The organism is Rahnella victoriana, from assembly GCF_004330295.1.
Lineage (GTDB): Bacteria > Pseudomonadota > Gammaproteobacteria > Enterobacterales > Enterobacteriaceae > Rahnella > Rahnella victoriana.
This window is the reverse complement of sequence record NZ_SJOJ01000014.1, coordinates 22537-41903: the sequence shown is the minus strand read 5'-3', so window position 1 is coordinate 41903 and position 19367 is coordinate 22537. Positions and strand designations below refer to the sequence as shown.

Below are 19367 nucleotides of genomic sequence, written 5' to 3'. Positions count from 1 at the left end.
CTATGTAAGCCTTATTTTAATGAAGGGCGAAGTTTAGCGAACAGCTGTAAGCTGAACAACTCCGATCAGCTGTGATTGAACCAGTTCAACCAGCGAAGAGGCCACGGATAACGCGGGCTGCCTTGCGATGTGACCAACGCTATGCGCTGCTGAATCAATCCCAGCAGGCTCGGACGCTCTTCTTCAGCTTCTTCTTCGTTTGTGTAAATCAGTCCGGTCAGGATAGGCAGCGCGTCGGCTGCGTTATCAACTGCCCATAAGTGAAACTGGCCTTCGCGAACGGCGTCCAGTACTTGCGGATGCAGGCACAGGTTGCGCACGTTGCTGGTTGGCAGAATGACCCCTTGCTTACCGGTCAAACCGCGACGCTGACAAACTTCGAAGAAACCTTCGATTTTCTCATTTACGCCACCAATAGGTTGCACATTCCCAAACTGATCGACAGAACCGGTTACCGCAATCTGCTGGTTAATCGGCTGCATCGACAAGGCACTGATCAGTGCACAAAGTTCAGCAAGGGACGCGCTGTCGCCGTCCACTTCACCGTAAGATTGTTCAAAAACAATCGACGCGGAGAAGGGCAGAGGCTGGTCGAGTTCTAACTCGGAAATCAGGAAAGCCTGCATAATCATCATGCCCTTGGCATGCAGATTACCGCCTAATTCAGCTTTACGTTCAACGTCAGTAAATTCACCGTCGCCGGTGTGTACGACACAACTAATCCGTGAAGGTTCACCCAGTGCGCGCGGATGGCCAGGGTATTCCAGCACCGACAGGCCGTTAATCTGTCCGACCACTTCGCCTTCCGTCTCGATACGGATTTGCCCCAGCTCAATTTCATCCTGCATGCGTTCCTGCAAATAGCTTTCACGCCATGCACGGGCATTAGAGGCAGCTTCAAGAGATTTCGCGCTGAGCAACTCATCTTCATTATAGAGCGCGGCTTCACTTAACTGTGCACTCAGCCAGACCGGATCCAGCGTCAGGCTGCCCTGATCGGTGCTGTGGCGTATCGCCATTTTATGAAATTCGGGCCAGGCATCGGCGGCCAGACGGGGGATCTCAAGCTCGTCGGCCAGTGTGTTCACATAACCACACCAGGTTTCCATGTCGCTTTCTTCGGTCAGCGGCAGGTCGGCTTCGAATTCGCCATAAATGGCCGATTCCATCAGCTCCGGTTCCATATCGCTCAGATCACCCAGTGACAAGCGGTCACCGACCAGAATCAGGCGAATATCCAGCGGCATTGGCGGAACCGTGACCGGCAGAGGTTTGGCTTCATCAGGAGAAACCCAGTGATACTGGCCTTCGGTGATCATCTGCTTAAGACGCAACCACATCAGCGGCTGGGCAATAAGGGTACGAATTGACAGCACCAGAACGCCGCCATTGACCTGATGAATCAGACCCGGCTCAAGCTGGATCTGGTCTTTGTACACCCTGACGCAACCAAACAGTTGCTCCGGCTCAATCCACTCGCGGTACTGGCAGGTGAATTTTGCCGCGAAGGCATCTTCCGCAGATTTAGCGGCCAGCAGCGTGATCTTATTGCCTTCAATATGATAACGGTTGCCGGTGATTTCAGCCGTTTCGGGCAGCAGTTCGCTGACGACCTGAGCGATACGTGACAGATATTCACGATTTTCCTGCGCCTTGAGCGTCATAAAACGCGGGCGTGAGCGGGGATGACAAAACAGCGTTAAACCATTTTCCAGCCGAGGCTGAGTTCCAGCGAAATCGACAGGGGCTAACTGGGCAGCCGTTGCAAAAATTGCCTCGTAAGGCGCGGAGTCGGGCAGTAAAAGCTGCCAGTCAAGTCGGTTATTGGTCAATGTGTTAGCTGTTTTCTATAAAAAGGGAAAGAGCGATTATACAAGAATAAATCCGGCTGCATACAATGAGAGTCAAAGAGGAAATGCGGTTAGCGCACATTGCTGAACAGGTGCGCAAAAAACAGGCAGAATTAGCCGGTTTATTTGGGGTGAAAATTGAATTAAAGCTGTTATGCTTAGTAAAGTTACGGGGTCACCGAAGAGTTCACGATGAAATATCAGCAACTGGAAAATCTGGAAAGCGGTTGGAAATGGAAGTATCTGGTGAAAAAACACCGGGAAGGTGAGCGGATCACTCGCCATTTAGAAAACAGCGCTGCACAAGAATCCGTGAATCAACTTCTCAGACTGGAAAACGAACCGGTCAAAGTGATGGACTGGATCGCGAATGATATGAATCCGGCGCTGGAAAATCGCCTCAAACAAACCATACGGGCCCGCCGTAAACGACACTTCAATGCTGAGCATCAGCACACCCGTAAGAAATCCATCGATTTAGAGTTTCTGGTGTGGCAGCGTTTGGCCGGTCTGGCGCAAAGGCGTGGGGCAACATTGTCTGACACAATCATTCAGTTGCTTGAGGATGCTGAGCGTAAAGAAAAATACGCTAATCAGATGTCTTCATTAAAAGAGGATCTGCAGCAAATCCTTGGCAAGAAAGATCTCGGGTAATTTCGTTACCGTTCCGCAGAGAATACCGCTTTGTTCTGTTATTGCAGCCATAAAAAAAACCCCGCCGAGGCGGGGTTTTTGATATCTGTAGCAAAAGCTAAAGTCTGTTATTAAGCCTGTGGCTGAGTAACAGTATCTTTGTAGCCTTTAACTTCGATTTCTACACGACGGTCTGGTGCCAGGCAATCGATCAGAGCAGCACGGCCTTTAACGGAGTCACAGGTAGAACCGGTAACTGGGTTAGATTTACCCTGGCCTTGTGCAGAGATCTTGTTAGCAGGGATACCTTTAGATACCAGGTAATCTACTACGCTCTGAGCACGTTGCTCAGACAGTTTCTGGTTGTATTGTTCTGAACCGATACGGTCGGTGTAACCCAGAACGATAACAGAACCGTCTTTAGGATCGATTGAGCTCAACTGGCTGTACAGCTGATCCAGAGCCTGTTGGCCTTCTGGTTTCAGAGTCGCTTTGTTGAAGTTGAAGAGAACGTCAGATTTCAGAGTGAATTTCTTAGTTTCTACAACTGGAGCTGGAGCTGGTGCTGGAGCAACAACTGGTGCAGCTGCTTCATCTTGACCGAAACGGTAAGAAACACCCACAGACAGCATTGCGTTATCAGGACGTGCACCAACGGTAGCTGCGTCACCAATGTTGTTAACCCACTGGTAGTCCAGACGGGTAGCCCAGTTTTTGGTCACTGCGTATTCAACACCAACGGCTGCCAGTGGAGAAACACCGGTGTCGTGGTCGCTGATGCGGCCAGCTGCGCCATTGTCGAAGTTACCTTTAGAGTCTGCACGCCAAACCATACCACCCAGACGGGTGTACAGGTCCAGATCGTCAGTCAGTGGGTAGCTCAGTTTAGCAGCCAGCTGAACGCCTTGTGCTTTGAACGCGCCGTTGTTTACGCTGCCTTTAGAAGGCATACGGCCAAGCCAGTCATATCCCATTTCAAAGCCCAGGTATTGGTTCGCTTGGTAACCCAAGAACGCACCTGCACCCAGTTGGCTTTCGTGGGTAGGGCCGTTGCCGATACCTTCGTAAGCATTTGCGAAACCAGTGTCATGGTATTGGGACCAGCCCAATTTACCACCGGTATACCAGGTGTTATCTTTAGGGGCGGCTTGCGCTACGGTAGCGAAACCTGCCAGTGCCACTGCTAATGCGATAGCTGTCTTTTTCATTTTGCGCCTCGTTATCATCCAAATAGGCAATTGAGCTTTAAGCTTTTTAAGCCCTTGGTTAAAATCCTTACGCCAAGATTATTGCTTCATTTCAGAACTTGCCACTTTACGTTGGCATTATTGAGCAACCTTGGCGTTGTAAAGTCTACAACGTGGCGCGAAACTTACAAGCTTGATGTGTTAACACCGTGGAAAAAAAGGGAAAAACGTACACATTTCTTAACGGCTTTGACTATTTACTGACAAAATCTGGCGTCAAACTACATTCCGAATACCCGTTTTTACTGGGCTGGCGACCTTTGACAGCACAAATCACTAACTTCCCCATTATTTTCATAGGAAAGTTCCTATTTTGAACTAATGGTATACAGAAGAGTGAATTTTTACTGTTGAGTGATGTCCACCTGCTGAATTCTGATCGTTTGTTGGCTTCATGATGAAGCCATAAGCGCCCCCCTGACGTGCTGCAATTTGCAGTCTTTCACGTTCCGCATCATTCAAATCGGGTAGCCATCCGAGCACCACGCTGTAGTTTCCTGTCTGCAATGCTTTCTCCATCGCATCCACCGTCGACATCGCGGTGATCTGATTCACCTGAACCATTTTATCGACCGGCAATCCAGATTCTGATAACCAATGACGGCTGAGCTTTTGCTGCGGCGTGAGCCATAACAGCCAGCGGGACTGCATACCCAGATGTTGGAGCAAAGGCAGGAGTAACTGCGCAAAGGCGGGTTGGCTCGCACTATAGACGAACTCAGTGATCAGACCATTATTCAAGGATGCAGACGTATTTACCTGTGCGCGATTAACCGGCAAAGCAAGCTGACTAAAATGATGATTTGTATGATGTTGAGTTCGCATAGTGATGTACCCCAGTGAGTTACTGTATGAATGTACAGTACTCTGGCGATGAGCAAAGATCAACCCAATTTTTTCCAAGACGTCTCGCAAATTTTGAAGGCAACGGACTGCAACTGCATTTTGTGTTTGTTGCGCTTCGCGACATTGAGTATTTTGCATTTAGCTGTTCTGGTAACTCAAATTGGTCGTCAGGAATTAATGTGAAAAGGATAACGCAATGATAAACAAATCAAAAAAAAGAGTACGTGAGTGCCTGGCCCTGTTTGCCCCATTGGGCAACATTCGTTCCCGCACCCAATTTGGCGGTTTCAGTCTGTCCGCCGACCGTGTCATGTTTGCCCTGGTCTCTGACGGAGAATTATATCTCCGTGCCGATAAAGAAACGGAAGTCCATTTTCGCCGTAAAAAGATGGAGAGACTGATTTACCGCAAGCGCGGCATGGACGTTCAGTTACGCTATTTTAAAGTGAGTCCGGCCCAATGGAGCGATCCTGAGGCGTTATGTAAGCTGGGCAGGCTGGCGTTACAGGGGATGCAACGCGACATCGCCGTGAGAAAAAACAATGAAGCGGGGAGGTTGAAGGATTTACCGAATCTCACACTGGCGCTTGAGAGAATGCTCTGGCAGGCGGGAATTGAGAACTCCGGAGATCTGCGTCTTCACGGTGCCTGCCAGACTTATTTGAAATTGTGCGCAATAAAAAAAAAGAACTTGGGCATTAATCTACTGATGGCTCTGGAGGGGGCGATTCTGGGCTTTCACGAGGCCGCTTTGCCGATGGCTTCCAGAGAATCATTAACTCACTGGTTTAACCATCAGCAAGAGCAGCAATCGACGATCCTCCACTAAGGAGCGTCACACACGCCTGCCGTCAGAGGGCACTCTGTGCAGGCAGGATTTTAGTATTGAGACTGGTGAGTTCAGGTAAATGGGCCACCAGTAATCCAATTTGCTGAAGGACAAGTTGCTCTTTACTGTCACTGTCCGTCGTCCGCATCTGGATGCGGGCAGTGAGTTGCTCCAGCGCGTGATGGATGCGCTCAGCCTCTGAAGGAAGATGGTGTAACGCGCCATCCACACAGCAGGCTGCATCATCAAGCAATTGCAGCGTTTCAGCGTCATTAAGTTTTTCACGATGCGCACCCAGCGCAGAAATGTAACTCAGCATGGTGTGATTCAGGCACAGCAGCCGGAATGCGGCCTCAAGCGTCGCCGGATCATTATTCTTCTCAGAACTCATATTCGAAACGACGGAGGCCAGTTCAGCATCACAGTTATGCGCATCGCGCCGGGCGAGCCGGTAATCAAGGCTGTTATCTTTGCCCTGATGGTACTGCACCAGAATGGCATCGAGATAACGGCAGTTCGCATCAAAGGTTTTGCTGACCACCTTATCTATCTGGCGGAATTTCCAGTCAGGCCAGATGTAGGTCACCGCAGCCCAGGCAATACCACAGCCAATCAGGGTATCGATGACACGAGGTATGGCGACTTCAAACCCTTCACCCAGCAAATTGAAACACAGCAAAACGAGCAGGGTAATGAACATGGTTGCCTGCGCGTACTGCACGGTACGGAAGGCAAAGAACAACAATCCGCTGATAACGATCAGGATCATTTGTCCGTCAACGGAAGGCACGAAATACAAGATAGGAATGCCCAGCGCAATACCGGCCAGCGTCCCGATTATCCTCAGCGCCAGTCTGCGGCGGGTCGCGCTGTAGTTTGGCTGGCAGACAAAAAGACTGGTGAGCAAAATCCAGTAGCCATGATTTAAGCCACTGACCTGAATAAATACATAGCCGATAAACAGCACCACTGACATGCGCACCGCATGGCGAAAAAGCACAGACTGAGGGGTAAAATGGCGGGATATGCGCAGCCAGATGTCATCCAGACCGGTCAGACGATCCTCGGCAAACGGGCTTTTCCCCGTCTGGTTTTCCGGCAGTGACTGCTCAGATTCAATGTTTGCCAGCTGGGCATCAATCGCATGCAGATTGCGCAAAAGATGCCGCAAGGCCTGCAACATTTCCCGATGTTCATTCTGAGATTCCAGCCGTTTCAGCGCTTCTTCAAGGCGAGAAAATGCCCGTTCAAACTGGCTGTTATGGGTGTAGGGCTGGCGGTAGAGAATGCATTGCGACAGCTGTAAGCAGGCGCGGGCCTGCATGCTCATCAGGCGTTGAAAGCGGAACAGAATATCGCTGTGATGGAATTGTTCGCTCAGTTTAAGGTATTTCACGTGCGATGAACTGGCGCGCTCATGAATGTCCTGCACCACAAAATAATAATGCAGTGTCCGGCGGGTGCCTTTCTGACCCCGGTCGCCTTTGAGCCGGGTTTGCAGCGTATTTTTCGTCTGATTTAGCGTAGAAACCAGCTGACCGTTAGCCATCGCCAGATCAACCAGTTGCTGATTATTGTCTTCCTGGTCGGGATCAAACAACGTGGCCTTGGCTTCCAGATACGCCGCCAGCTGAGTGAAACAGCGGGAGATCTGATCCTGCAACGGCCTTATCGGGAAAATAATATGGCCCGCCAGCGTCAGCAGGTTATACCAGATCGCACCGGCCAGCAGGATCAGCGGCTGCTGATACCAGATGTGATACATGCTGGTGCCCAGCATCGTATAAATGGCGATCAGTAACGCGCCGAACGCAATCGTGGCGTAACGCTGACCGAGCGCGCCGAGAAGGATGAATCCGCAGGTCGAAATCATCAACCCCGGCGCAAATAACCACGGGTAGGGGAACAGCAATTCTATTGACGCAGAGGCAATGAAAAAGCACACCAGGGTAATCACCAGATTACGCAGGCGGCCGGTGAGCCGATCATCGAGATCGGCCAGTGCGGCCGCCACGACACCGAGTGTCAGCGGAATGGTCAGCGTAATCTGGCCCAGCCACCAGGGCACGGCAGCGGCCCCTGTCAGGGCAATGAAAATCCTGATGTGATAAAGAACATTGCTGTTATAGGCATAACGCCTTAAACCCGGTGCAATAGAAAGCACGGAAAAACCCCACGTTAAAATTCAAAAATGATGAAAAATCGCGATCAGCGAATGCGTCCGTTTTTTATCTGACGGCTTGCATTGGCTTCACGAACTTGTTTTGCCAGCTCGACGGATACCACCCTGCGGCCCACGGGCCAGAGAGCTATGGCAGCGATTTTAAAATTCGCAATACCCACCGGGATGCCGATAATACTGATACATTGCGCGATACCGGCGACAATATGCGACAAGCATAACCACCAGCCGAAGAAAATAAACCAGAAGATATTCAACAGAGTACCACCGCCTGACAGCAGCACGTTGCGTTTTTCCGGGTACAGGTCGTCGACGTGTACCGCTTCGTTGCCAAAGGGCATCAGCGAAAGACGGGTGATTTCCCAGCACGAACGGGTCAGCGGCAGGGTGAAAATCAGCACGATACTGACCAGTGTGGCGAACAACCAGGCGAGCGTGGTGAAAAATCCGCCCAGAACAAAGTTAAGAATGTTGAGTACGGTACGCATGTCAGCTCTTCCCAAAGAATTTAAAAAGTTGAAAAAATTCATGTTCCCTGCAAAGAAACATACCTCTTATTCTACCTTGTTTTGGAACGTGGATCGCCTGCGCTTATCAAAGGTAAACTCTTAAATGCACTTGCATGTAAAATGACTGAATTAAAGAGAAAAAACGGTGTGATGATATGGAATTGAAATCGACCTCATTCGGGAAACATCTGGCGCAACACCCCTATAACCGGGTGCGTCTGCTCAATGCCGGCGTGGAAGTCAGCGGCGACAAACATCACTACCTGATCCCTTTTAATCAGCTCATCCAGATCCGCTGTAAGCGTGGCATCGTCTGGGGGGAACTTGAGTTTGAATTACCTGACCAAAAAGTGGTGCGCCTGCATGGCACGGAATGGCAGGAAACGCAGCGTTTCTACCATTACCTCCTGAACATCTGGCAGACCTGGAGTCTGGAGATGAGCGAGGTCAGCGCCGGGGTATTGCACGGCCAAATCGAAAAAATCACGCAGATAGAACAGCAGGATAAATGGTTCAAACGCGCTGATCTGGCGGATGTGCAGAAGGACATCGCCGACGCTTTTTCTGCCATCCCGGTGCCTGTTGAACGTCTCAGCGAATTTGATAATTGTCGGGAAGATTACCAGACCTGCCTGCGCTGGCTCGAGCAGGGGAAACGCAGCGTTGATCAGCGCAATCTGGCGTGGACCGAAAGGGTGATTGCCGATAATCGTGACTTTTTCGATACGGTGGAAGTGTCGCCCCTCAATGACAGCCAGTGTCGCGCCGTCGTCAATGGCGAAGATGCGGTACTGGTGCTGGCGGGGGCGGGCAGCGGCAAAACATCGGTGCTGGTGGCCCGCGCGGGCTGGCTGTTGCGCCGTCAGGAAGCATTACCGGAACAGATTTTGTTGCTGGCTTTTGGCCGTCAGGCCGCCGATGAAATGAACGGACGTATAAAAGAGCGTTTGCAGACAGAAGGGATCAAGGCGAAAACGTTTCACGCCCTTGCATTGCAGATTATCCAGGAAGGCAGCAAGAAAGTGCCTAAAATCAGCAAGCTGGAAACCGATTCAAAGGCGCGCCGCAGTCTGCTGATCAAAACATGGCAACAGCAATGTGCTGAGAAAAAAGTGCAGGCCAGCGGCTGGCGGCAATGGATGACAGACGAACTGGAATGGACGGTGCCTGACGGTGATTACTGGAAAAATAAATCGCTGGCGGAGCGTCTGGGCAGCCGGCTGGAACGCTGGCTCAGCCTGATGCGCATGCACGGCGGCAGTCAGGCCGAAATGATTGAAAGCGCGTCGGAAGAAGTGAAGGACCTGTTCACGAAACGCATCCGGCTGATGGCACCGTTGCTTAAAGCCTGGAAAACGGCGCTGAAAGAAGAAGGGGCTGTAGATTTCTCCGGCCTGATCCATCAGGCGGTCAATATTCTGGATAAAGGCCGGTTTGTCAGCCCGTGGAAGCATATTCTGGTGGATGAATTTCAGGATATCTCACCCCAGCGTGCGCTGCTGCTGTCGGCGTTACGTAAGCTCAACAAACATAGCAGTCTGTTTGCGGTCGGTGATGACTGGCAGGCGATCTATCGTTTCAGTGGCGCAGAGCTTTCCCTGACCACCGCATTTGCCGACAATTTTGGCGAAGGGGCGCAATGTGCGCTGGATACCACTTATCGCTTTAATGACCGTATCGGCGAAATCGCCAATAAATTTGTGCAGCAAAACCCCTATCAGCTGAAGAAACCGCTGAACAGCCTGACCAAAGGCAACAAGAAAAATGTGGTGATCCTGCCAGAAGATCAGCTGGAAAAGTTACTGGATAAACTCAGCGGCTATGTCACGGCCGACGAGCATATTTTGGTGCTGGCCCGTTATCATCATCTTCGTCCGCAGATTCTGGAAAAAGCGGCCACGCGCTGGCCGAAACTCAATCTGGATTTTATGACCATTCACGCCAGTAAAGGGCAACAGGCTGAATACGTGATTATTGCCGGTTTGCATGAAGGCAATGACGGTTTCCCTGCACCCGCGCGGGAATCGTTGCTGGAAGAGGTGTTATTGCCGGAGCCTGAAAACTTTATGGATGCCGAAGAACGGCGCTTATTGTATGTGGCGATGACCCGCGCAAAACATCAGGTCTGGCTGCTGCAGGACAAAACCCGCCCTTCGGTTTTTGTCGAACAACTTGAAGATCTCGGCGTGCCGGTACAGCGCAAGCCCTGAAATGACAAACCCGGCTTTTGCCGGGTTTTTTATGACGATGTACTGACCTATCACTCTTTCAGACGTGCCCATAAATAGCGCTGATAATCAGGAATGGTGATGTCCACTTCGGACTGGAATAACGGAGACTGGATCAGGAAATCCGCCGTAGCCAGATTGGTCGCGACCGGAATATTCCAGACCGTCGCCAGACGCAGCAGGGCTTTCACGTCCGGATCATGCGGCACGGCATTCAGCGGATCCCAAAGGAAAATCAGCATATCGATTTTGCCTTCTGCGATCATGGCGCCCACCTGCTGGTCGCCGCCCATCGGACCGCTCAGCATGCTTTTAACATTAATGCCGGTGCTGCGCTGCACCAGATTCCCCGTAGTGCCGGTCGCGTAAAGCACATGCTTCGACAGTTCATCCACGTTTTTGTCCACCCATTTCATCAGGGTGTTTTTACAGTGGTCATGCGCAACCAGAGCTATGTGTTTTTGTTTTGCGATCGTGCGGGTGGTGTATTCCATCTAATTCCCTTCAACGCGAAAGTAAGAGTGGATCACAGAATACTGAAACTCCGTTTTACTGCATAGCTCAGGGGCAATAATTCGGCGTTAAGAAGGGGAATGCGTGATGCAGATTAAATTACGAGGTCTGTTCCTGTTTATCCGGAAGCGTTAACCAGAGCAATAAACGCTCAATGCCTGCATTCGCCGCCAGACGCGTCCACAGCGGATGGAGATACGCGATAGAGATTTGTGAAGGCGTTTCAGTGGCTAAAGCCGATTTTTTATCCGTGCTGGCCCTGGCAAACGACGGCACGGCCGCACGCGCGCCCGACAAATTGTAGGTCATCATTAACTTTTCAGCGTCAGCGGCATGGCCGGGATTGTACATATTCAGAACATCGCGCTGTGTTGGCATTTGTCTGCCCTGGTCGTCAACCAGCTGATAGTTCATCTGCTGACTGAATTGCGCCGTTTCATCTTCACTGGTCAGTTTTGGCAGCACGAAAGACACTGAGCGATTGCCTTTAGCATTGAAGGTAACGATAAGGGCAGGGGAGTGGTAAAGCTGCGGTGGATTGGCCCGCATCGTTTTGCTGACCTGAAACAGGATCTGATGCTGGCCGCCGTCAAGTTCAAGACTGTCCGCACCTTTAAGGATTGCGCCAGACATTTGTTTGCCGTCGATAACCAGAACATCGACATCGGGGGACAGTTTGAGTGAGGTCGCCGAAGCTGACACCATCAGGCTGAGACTCGCTAATGCGACCAGCGCATGACAGACTTTCATTCTTCTCTCCCCGGATACCCCATTGCTCCTTCGCTATTATTCCGCAATGCGGATTGTGTGTCAAAGTTTTACAAAATGTTTTAATTTCACACGCCATGGCATTTCACGCGGGACTTTTTCTGCCGCAGGCTGTCGGATTGGTCATGCTGCGTTACACTTAACCCATACCGGTCAAAGGAGATAATCCCGTGCAAGACAATGATATCCGCAAGATCCTTGAGGAAGTAAAAACCATCGCGCTGGTCGGTGCCAGTGATAATCCGGGGCGTCCGAGCTACGGCGTCATGGCCTATCTGCTGTCTCAGGGCTTTGACGTGATCCCGGTCAGCCCGAAACTGGCAGGGCAGGAACTTCTGGGGCAGAAAGCCTACGGTTCGCTGGCGGAAATCCCTCATCCAATTGATATGGTGGATGTATTCCGCAATGCGGATGCCGCTTATGGCGTGGCGCAGGAGGCGATTGCGATTAAAGCGAAAGTATTGTGGCTGCAACTTGGGGTGATCAATGAGCAGGCTGCCGTGCTGGCTAAAGAGGCAGGTCTGAAAGTGGTGATGGACCGCTGCCCGAAAATTGAACTCCCGCGGCTGGGCATGGAAAAATAATCACGGTCCTGCGGTGGGCTGAAAAAGTGACAAAAAAACCGGCTGTAAAGGCCGGTTTTTCATATCAACAGGTTTTAGCGAGATGGCTCAGTTACGCAGGCGCGGTGCCTGTAACTGGCTGCGGATCGATTCGGCTAAGTCATCCAGAGAGGTTTGTTCCGGATGTGAACGCGCCGCTTCATGATCAATCTGAATTTCCGCCAGGTAGGTATGCACCGGCTGGCCTTCCTCATCTTCCATCACGACATGGTACCAGGGCGCGGTGCGCATGGAATCGTCAGCAGCGACATCATCTACGTCGGGCTTATCGAGCGAATACTCTGCATCGACATCAATCACTACGCCTAAATAACCTAACATTCTGTGGCGTATCTGCTGGCCGATACCGAATTTACTGGCAATCATAGTCACCTCCCAAAATAATTCACTTATCTCTATATGGAGATAAAACGTGCTATTTCAAGTTCTGACCACGTAATCTGCGTAAAATTCGCCCGCGTGCCGTCGTAACAGCACGCAGTGCTTACCTTCAGTTCATGACCAGGCAGGCAAAACCTTTCAGATACAATCCTTCCGGATAAGCGCCGGTCACCGGATGGTCAGCGGCCTGACGGAACTGCTCAACGAACTGTATTTCACGGCCCGCATCCAGCGCCGCATCGGCCAGAATTTTCTGGAACAGATCGGTCGGCAACAGACCGGAGCAGGAGAAGCTGAGCAGGATACCGCCCGGACGCAACAGTTGCAGCGCCAGCATATTGATATCTTTATAGCCGCGACAGGCGCTTGCCAGCTGATTTTTGTTCTCCACGAATTTCGGCGGATCCATCACAATCATGTCGAACTGCTGACCTTCCGTGCGGTATTTACGCAGCAACTGGAAGACGTCTTCGCGCACGAATTCCGCTTTTGACAGGTCCAGTTTGTTCAGCTCAACGTTCTGGCGGGCCACGTCGAGTGCGGCCTGCGAGGTATCCACGTTGGTCACTTTTGTACAGCCGCCCATCAGTGCCGATACAGCAAAAGCACCGGTGTAGGAGAAGCAGTTGAGGACATTACGGCCTGCGGCATAATTGCGTGCGGCAAGACGGCTGTCACGCTGATCAAGATAGAAGCCGGTTTTGTGGCCTTCTTTGATATCAACCAGCAGGCTCATCCCGTGTTCCTGAATGGGCAACAGGGCAGGAGGCTCGTCACCCACCACATGGCCTTGCGTCAGTTCCAGACCTTCTTTTTTACGCACCGCCACATCAGAGCGATCCCAGATGGCGCACTCCGGATAACAATGTTGCAGCGCCGCGATGAGCGGAGCACGCTGGTATTCCGCACCGGCTGACAGCAATTGCAGCACCAGAAAATTCTGGAAACGATCGATAGTAATACCGGGCAGGCAGTCGGATTCACCGGCAATCAGGCGATAACCGTCCAGTCCGTCACGTTTAGCGATATAGTCTCGCCAGCTCTGCGCCTGTTGCAAACGACGGATGAAAAACGCGATATCAATGTCTTCATCCTGCTTAAATGTCCAGACGCGCGCACGGATCTGTGAGGACGGCGAATAGGCACCGCGTGCCAGCCATTTTCCCTGACTGTCTACAATATCTATAGTCTCGCCGGAATGGGCTTTACCTTCGATGCGTGCAACAGCACCGGAAAACACCCACGGGTGGCGACGAAGAAGTGATTTTTCACGGCCTTTGGCCAGAATTAAACGTGCAGTCATAAAATTAGGTTCTGTCGGTTCGGAGACAAAAAAGAGCGACATTGTCCGGTCATGCAGGTGAAATTGCAACGAACCATACCGCTAACGGAGAGAATATTATGGCAACAGTCAGTATAGCCGCCTATGTGTACGGCATGGTGCAGGGCGTCGGTTTTCGTTTTGCGACCCAACATCAGGCAACCGGATTGGGGTTAACCGGTTATGCGAAAAATCTTGAGGATGGCAGCGTCGAAGTGGTGGCGTGCGGGGATCAGGAAAAAGTCGACCAGCTGTTAGCCTGGCTGAAGCAGGGCGGGCCGAAACATGCCCGGGTGGATCGCGTGCTCAGCGAACCGACCGCACCCGGTCATTACAGCGATTTTAAAATCAAATACTGAAGTCTTTTACAGGCACTTCACTGGCTTGGGCAGACCGGCAATTTTGGTCGCCTGTTTGGCCGGGCCTTTCGGGAACAGCCGGAACAGATAGCGGCTGTTGCCTTTCTCTTCGCCGTATTTCTGTGCCATCGCCTTCACCAGCATACGCACGGCGGGTGAAGTATTGAATTCGAGATAAAACCCGCGCACGAACCGTACCACTTCCCAGTGCGCGTCGGTCAGCGTGATGTCTTCCTGTGCGGCCAGCAGAAGCGCCATCCCTTCCTGCCAGTCCTGACTGTTTTTCAGGTAACCCTGAGCGTCGGTTTCAATAACCTGACCTTCAAACTCCAGCATACAACCTCAAACCCGTAAAAATGCAGCCACCAGTTTAGCAAAAACAGCGGACAGTAAAAATAAAAAGCCCCGCACAGGGGCGGGGCTTCGGTTTACATCAGGCTCATCAGTTACGTGATGACATCCCCAGAATGCTCAGCAGGCTGACAAAGATGTTGTACAGCGAGACATACAGGCTGACGGTCGCGCGAATATAGTTGGTTTCGCCGCCGTGAATGATGTTGCTGGTTTCCCACAGAATCGCACCTGCGGAGAACAGAATAAACAGGCAGCTGATCGCCAGTGACAACGCCGGGATTTGCAGGAACAGGTTGGCGATCACCGCCACCAGCAGCACCACAAAGCCTGCCATCATCATGCCGGACAGGAACGACATGTCTTTGCGCGTGGTCAGCACATAGGCTGAACAGCAGAAGAACACCAGCGCGGTACCGCCCAGCGCCAGCATAATAATGTCACCGGCACCGACTGAAAGCAGCGAACTCAGCAATGGCCCCAGCGTATACCCCATAAAACCGGTCAGGGCGAAAGCCGATAAAATACCCGCCGGGCTGTTGGCCGTGCGGTAGGTCAGGAACATCAGCCCGTAGAAGCCGACGATAGTCAGCAGGAAACCGGGAGAGGGCAATCTCAGAACCGTGCTCGCCGTCGCCGTGATCGCGGAAACGCCGAGGGTCAGTGCTAACAGAAAATAAGTATTACGCAGCACCCGGTGCGTGCTTAGCAACGAGCCAGCGCGTGATGACGAAGAGGCAACGATACGATCCATAATAAAATTCTCACTCTTAACAAAAAGTTGGAGTCGGTGAAAATACAAACAGATTGCAGTGTAAGGAGTGGTGTTGCGTCATTAAAGACGTTTTACCCTTCTTTACCTGCTCAGGGCGGGCAGGGCGCGGTTTCCCGACGTCAAAATCGTCGTTATGATGCTTAAATCGCCATTTGAGAACGGAATGGCGTTTTTTCAGGCAAACGAACAGAATCAGGCTTTACAAGCGGATCGCCACTGTTTATAGTTCGCTTCGTTGCGGAGGGGTGGCCGAGCGGCTGAAGGCACCGGTCTTGAAAACCGGCGATGGGAAACCATTCGAGAGTTCGAATCTCTCCTCCTCCGCCATAAACAACACAAGAAAGCTGCTAAGTCATTAGCGGCTTTTTTTGTGTCTGTCATTTATGAACATACATTGTGAAGGCGATGTAAATGTTCATAAAATCAACAAACTAGACCGAAAATAATGTTTGCATCTTTTTTTCTGTCTTGTATACTACGCCCCGTACTGAACGACTGACGTCGTAAAGTGCTTGTTGTTTACGGAGGGGTGGCCGAGCGGCTGAAGGCACCGGTCTTGAAAACCGGCGATGGGAAACCATTCGAGAGTTCGAATCTCTCCTCCTCCGCCATAAACAACACATCAAAGCTGCTAAGCCATTAGCGGCTTTTTTTGTGTCTGAAATTCAGGCATCCCTGCCTGACTTCAGCGTATGGCCTGCTGGCCGTACTGTCTCGGCGAACATCCGAGTGTGCGTTTGAACGCTGTGCTGAAGGCACTTTCAGAGTCATAACCGAGTGACAGGGCTACCGCTGAAACCGGTTCTTTACTGTTTGCCAGCCGGTCTCCGGCCAGCAACATCCGCCAGCGCGTCAGGTATTCCAGCGGCGCACTGCCGACGGCCTGCTTAAATTTCTGCGAGAACACGGAGCGCGACATGCCCGCCCGTTCCGCCAGCGTCTGCACCGTCCAGCGTTGCGCAGGATTTTCATGCATCGCATTCAGTGCTTTCGATAACTGCTTATCTGCCAGCGCGGCAAACCAGCCACTGTTTTCCCCTTCCGGCGCGTTATCGACGTGCATCCGCAGCGCCTGAACCAGCATCATGTGCGCCATGTGCTGTGCGATCAGTAATCCGCCGGGCCGCTGATCACGTAATTCCTGCATCATCCGCTCAACTGCCCAGCGCAAACTCTCTTTGTCGGATTCTTTCGAGATATGCACCACCGGCGGCAGCATCGCCAGCAATGTGGCGGCGTTAGTGCCGCTGACCGCAAACCGGCTGCCGGTCAGAAAGAAATCCCGGCCGCCGTTGCAGGACACCGTACCGCCATCCAGCGCCTGCTGGAAAATCGGACCAGCATCGACGGGCGGAATACTCAGATCGCTGGCGAGCCGAAAAGGTCGGCCGCCAGGCAACACAAAACAATCACCGGCTTTGAGATGTACCGCGCCGGGCACATCGTCTACCGCCAGCCAGCATTCGCCGGTAATGATCGCATTGCATTTAATCGACTGATAATGGTCGGGAAATTGTACCGACCACGCCCCTCCGGCTTCAAAACCTTTGGACATATAACTGCGCGGCTTCAGCAGCGATAACACATCAGAAAGAGGATCCATTAATGACTCCGGACGATCGCAAAGATAATGCGGACATTAGCGCATAGATCGTCTTTTCTCCAGTGCCTATAGTGTGCTGCGTAAGCCATTCACCTTTATCAGCCAACCACAGGGGATTTTAAGATGCGTGTATTCGTGACAGGAGCAACGGGTTTTGTCGGTTCTGCGGTGGTGCAGGAATTACTGCGTGCCGGTCATCAGGTGCTGGGGCTAGCCCGTTCGGATGCTTCGGCGCAGGCGCTGACTGACGCGGGGGCTGACGTGCATCGCGGCAGTATTGAAGATCCGGACAGTCTGACGTCCGGCGCGGCGCAGGCAGACGGCGTGATCCACACGGCGTTTATCCATGACTTTTCGAAATTTCTCGAGAATTGTGAAAAAGACCGGCGGGCAATTGGCGCACTGGGTGCGGCGCTGAAAGGCACGGATAAACCGCTGATCGTGACATCCGGCACCGCGCTGGTAAACACCGGACGTCTGGCGACGGAAAAGGATTTACCTGATCCGCAGGGACAGAATCCCCGAGTGGCCTCTGATCTCGCGGTTGTCGCGCTGGCGGAGCAGGGCGTGCGGGTATCACTGGTGCGGCTGCCGCCGTCGGTGCACGGCGCGGGCGACCACGGTTTTGTGCCGATGATCATCGCGATGGCGCGGGAAAAAGGCGAATCAGCGTATCCCGGTGAAGGCGAAAACCGCTGGCCTGCCGTTCACCGTTTTGATGCGGCGAAGGTGTTTGTGCTGGCGCTGGAGAAAGGCGCGCAGAATGCGATTTATCATGCGAACTCAGAGGAAGGCGTCCCATTTCGCGAAATTGCCACACTGATTGGCAAGCACCTTAACCTGCCGGTGGTCAGTAAAAACGGGCAAGATCTGACGGCGCACTTTGGCTGGTTCACGCATTTTGCTTCGCTGAATAATCCGACCTCCAGTCAGATCACCCGCGATATTCTGGGCTGGACACCGGCGCATCCGGATTTACTGACAGATATAAATACGGCCGGATATTTTAAATAATCCTCTTTGAACCGGACGCAAAACAGGTCTTTCCGGTGGCCTGTTTTGCGTTTTCCTCCGTGGTTTTTATGGTGTTAATTGCCTAAAAAACGCCCCGACTCACAAATCGTGAAGATAAAAAAATTACCCCATTGCCTGCCCGATGTTATGCGCTATGTTGATTTTTAGTTTCCCAAATGTAACTAGAGGTTAACAATAATGAAGAACAACTTACGATTCTCTCTGATTGCTGCGGCTGTAATGATGTCTTCCTCTGCAATGTCTGCATTACCTCAGGGCTACCCGGCCGGTTATCAAAAAATCGTCGATGCGGCGACCAAAGAAGGCAAAGTGGTGGTCTATTCCACCACCGACACCAAAGCCGCAGGCCCGCTGATCCAGGGCTTTGAGGCCACGTATCCGGGTATCAAAGTCGAATATAACGACATGAACAGCACCGAACTGTACAACCGTTATATCAGTGAACAGGCGGCGGGCGGCACCAGTGGCGACGTGGTCTGGAGTTCCTCCATGGACACGGCGCTGAAACTGGCGACCGACTACGCGCAGGAATACAAATCCCCGGAACAGGCGCAGTTACCAAAATGGGCGGTGTGGAAAGACAAAGCCTACGGCACGACCTATGAGCCGGTGGTGTTTATCTATAACAAACGTCTGATCCCGGCCGGTGATGTGCCGGACTCGCACGCGGCACTGGCGAAACTGATTGCCAGCCAGACCGAAAAATTCAACAAAAAAGTGACGACTTACGACATCGAAAAATCCGGCCTCGGCTTCATGCTGTCGGTGCAGGATTTCAAAGCCGATCCGAATTATTTCAAAACGCTGGCTGACGTCGCCAAAGGCGGTTTAGCGGTGCAGTCTTCCACCGGCACCATGATGGAACGCGTTTCTTCCGGCGAAAACCTGATCGGCTTTAACATCCTTGGTTCTTACGCCGAGGCCCGCGCCAAAACGGATCCGTCACTCGGTATCTCCTATCCGAAGGATTACACCCTGGTGCTCTCCCGCGTGTCCTTCATCAGTCAGGAATCGAAAAACAGCAACGCCGCCAAACTGTGGCTGGACTACGTGCTGTCTGAGAAAGGGCAGAGCATTCTGGCCAATCAGGCGGATATCCCGTCTATCCGTAACGATATCGAAGGCAAAAACGATATCGACGGCATGACCAAAATGTTGGGCAATGCGCTCAAACCCATCCCGGTGGATGAAACCTTGCTGGAATACCTGCAACAGAAAAAACGCCTCGACTACATCAAACAGTGGCGTACCGCAGCTGCCAAGTAGTGGCATATCGAAGCGCGTCACTTTCCGTCGCGCTTCCTTTTTCCTGCC

At 52.0% G+C, this 19367-nt stretch carries 19 protein-coding genes and 2 tRNA genes; 9 read left to right on the top strand and 12 right to left on the bottom strand.

From position 1 onward, the window contains the following. Positions 1 to 65 precede the first annotated feature (65 nt). Entirely contained in the window at positions 66 to 1832 is a 1767-nt protein-coding gene (locus EYY67_RS13295; protein WP_119822235.1) for an AAA family ATPase, read from the bottom strand. Between the two features lie 210 nt (positions 1833 to 2042). Here EYY67_RS13295 and matP point away from each other — a divergent pair, with 210 nt between their 5' ends. Then, a complete protein-coding gene (matP, locus tag EYY67_RS13290; RefSeq protein ID WP_095922577.1) occupies positions 2043 to 2504 on the top strand; it encodes a macrodomain Ter protein MatP in 462 nt (153 codons plus the stop codon). 110 nt (positions 2505 to 2614) lie between these two features. On the opposite strand, the gene ompA is transcribed toward matP, so the two are convergent. Next, complete coding sequence (gene ompA / locus EYY67_RS13285) at positions 2615 to 3691, bottom strand: porin OmpA (RefSeq protein WP_131693715.1); 1077 nt, start codon at positions 3689 to 3691, stop codon at positions 2615 to 2617. A gap of 357 nt (positions 3692 to 4048) precedes the next feature. Next, positions 4049 to 4555 carry an SOS-induced cell division inhibitor SulA gene (sulA, locus tag EYY67_RS13280; protein ID WP_119822941.1) on the bottom strand — a complete coding sequence of 169 codons (507 nt, stop codon included), beginning with the start codon at positions 4553 to 4555 and terminating at the stop codon, positions 4049 to 4051. A gap of 217 nt (positions 4556 to 4772) precedes the next feature. On the opposite strand from sulA, the gene EYY67_RS13275 reads away from it, so the two are divergent. Beyond that, entirely contained in the window at positions 4773 to 5405 is a 633-nt protein-coding gene (locus tag EYY67_RS13275) for a TfoX/Sxy family DNA transformation protein (RefSeq protein WP_119822237.1), read from the top strand. A 22-nt stretch (positions 5406 to 5427) separates the two neighbouring features. Here EYY67_RS13275 and yccS read toward each other — a convergent pair whose 3' ends face one another. After that, positions 5428 to 7569: a YccS family putative transporter gene (gene yccS / locus EYY67_RS13270; RefSeq protein ID WP_095922574.1), complete on the bottom strand. Its 2142-nt coding sequence runs from the start codon at positions 7567 to 7569 to the stop codon at positions 5428 to 5430. A gap of 44 nt (positions 7570 to 7613) precedes the next feature. Continuing rightward, positions 7614 to 8075 (bottom strand): YccF domain-containing protein, encoded by a 462-nt coding sequence (locus EYY67_RS13265; protein ID WP_131693714.1) that lies wholly within the window; start codon positions 8073 to 8075, stop codon positions 7614 to 7616. 176 nt (positions 8076 to 8251) lie between these two features. Between EYY67_RS13265 and helD the strand changes: the two genes are divergently transcribed. Beyond that, the gene (gene helD / locus EYY67_RS13260; RefSeq protein WP_095922573.1) at positions 8252 to 10306 is read left to right on the top strand and encodes a DNA helicase IV; all 2055 of its coding nucleotides are present in this window, start codon (positions 8252 to 8254) and stop codon (positions 10304 to 10306) included. A gap of 50 nt (positions 10307 to 10356) precedes the next feature. On the opposite strand, the gene mgsA is transcribed toward helD, so the two are convergent. Both mgsA and EYY67_RS13250 read right to left on the bottom strand, forming a co-directional pair. Further along, positions 10357 to 10818 carry a methylglyoxal synthase gene (mgsA, locus tag EYY67_RS13255; RefSeq protein ID WP_095922572.1) on the bottom strand — a complete coding sequence of 154 codons (462 nt, stop codon included), beginning with the start codon at positions 10816 to 10818 and terminating at the stop codon, positions 10357 to 10359. Between the two features lie 118 nt (positions 10819 to 10936). Beyond that, entirely contained in the window at positions 10937 to 11587 is a 651-nt protein-coding gene (locus EYY67_RS13250; protein ID WP_131693713.1) for a DUF2057 family protein, read from the bottom strand. Positions 11588 to 11775: 188 nt separating this feature from the next. Here EYY67_RS13250 and EYY67_RS13245 point away from each other — a divergent pair, with 188 nt between their 5' ends. After that, on the top strand, positions 11776 to 12189 hold the full coding sequence (locus tag EYY67_RS13245; RefSeq protein WP_119822240.1) for a CoA-binding protein: 414 nt from the start codon (positions 11776 to 11778) through the stop codon (positions 12187 to 12189). Between the two features lie 87 nt (positions 12190 to 12276). On the opposite strand, the gene hspQ is transcribed toward EYY67_RS13245, so the two are convergent. Together hspQ and rlmI are read right to left on the bottom strand one after the other, a co-directional pair. Further along, complete coding sequence (gene hspQ / locus EYY67_RS13240) at positions 12277 to 12594, bottom strand: heat shock protein HspQ (protein WP_131693712.1); 318 nt, start codon at positions 12592 to 12594, stop codon at positions 12277 to 12279. A 124-nt stretch (positions 12595 to 12718) separates the two neighbouring features. Beyond that, the gene (gene rlmI, locus EYY67_RS13235; RefSeq protein WP_095922568.1) at positions 12719 to 13912 is read right to left on the bottom strand and encodes a 23S rRNA (cytosine(1962)-C(5))-methyltransferase RlmI; all 1194 of its coding nucleotides are present in this window, start codon (positions 13910 to 13912) and stop codon (positions 12719 to 12721) included. Positions 13913 to 14010: 98 nt separating this feature from the next. Between rlmI and yccX the strand changes: the two genes are divergently transcribed. After that, positions 14011 to 14289, top strand: a complete 279-nt coding sequence (gene yccX, locus EYY67_RS13230; protein WP_095922567.1) for an acylphosphatase — start codon at positions 14011 to 14013, stop codon at positions 14287 to 14289. Positions 14290 to 14295: 6 nt separating this feature from the next. Here the strand turns inward: yccX and tusE are convergent, their stop codons facing one another. Beyond that, on the bottom strand, positions 14296 to 14625 hold the full coding sequence (gene tusE / locus EYY67_RS13225; RefSeq protein ID WP_131693711.1) for a sulfurtransferase TusE: 330 nt from the start codon (positions 14623 to 14625) through the stop codon (positions 14296 to 14298). 106 nt (positions 14626 to 14731) lie between these two features. Then, positions 14732 to 15394 carry an FtsH protease modulator YccA gene (gene yccA, locus EYY67_RS13220; RefSeq protein WP_095922565.1) on the bottom strand — a complete coding sequence of 221 codons (663 nt, stop codon included), beginning with the start codon at positions 15392 to 15394 and terminating at the stop codon, positions 14732 to 14734. Positions 15395 to 15654: 260 nt separating this feature from the next. Between yccA and EYY67_RS13215 the strand changes: the two genes are divergently transcribed. After that, positions 15655 to 15742: transfer RNA gene (locus EYY67_RS13215), tRNA-Ser, on the top strand. Between the two features lie 196 nt (positions 15743 to 15938). After that, positions 15939 to 16026: transfer RNA gene (locus EYY67_RS13210), tRNA-Ser, on the top strand. A gap of 74 nt (positions 16027 to 16100) precedes the next feature. On the opposite strand, the gene EYY67_RS13205 is transcribed toward EYY67_RS13210, so the two are convergent. Further along, a complete protein-coding gene (locus EYY67_RS13205) occupies positions 16101 to 17018 on the bottom strand; it encodes an AraC family transcriptional regulator (protein ID WP_119822241.1) in 918 nt (305 codons plus the stop codon). A 123-nt stretch (positions 17019 to 17141) separates the two neighbouring features. On the opposite strand from EYY67_RS13205, the gene EYY67_RS13200 reads away from it, so the two are divergent. Then, entirely contained in the window at positions 17142 to 18032 is an 891-nt protein-coding gene (locus tag EYY67_RS13200) for an SDR family oxidoreductase (RefSeq protein ID WP_131693710.1), read from the top strand. Between the two features lie 198 nt (positions 18033 to 18230). Then, on the top strand, positions 18231 to 19319 hold the full coding sequence (locus EYY67_RS13195) for an ABC transporter substrate-binding protein (protein WP_095922562.1): 1089 nt from the start codon (positions 18231 to 18233) through the stop codon (positions 19317 to 19319). Positions 19320 to 19367: the final 48 nt, after the last annotated feature.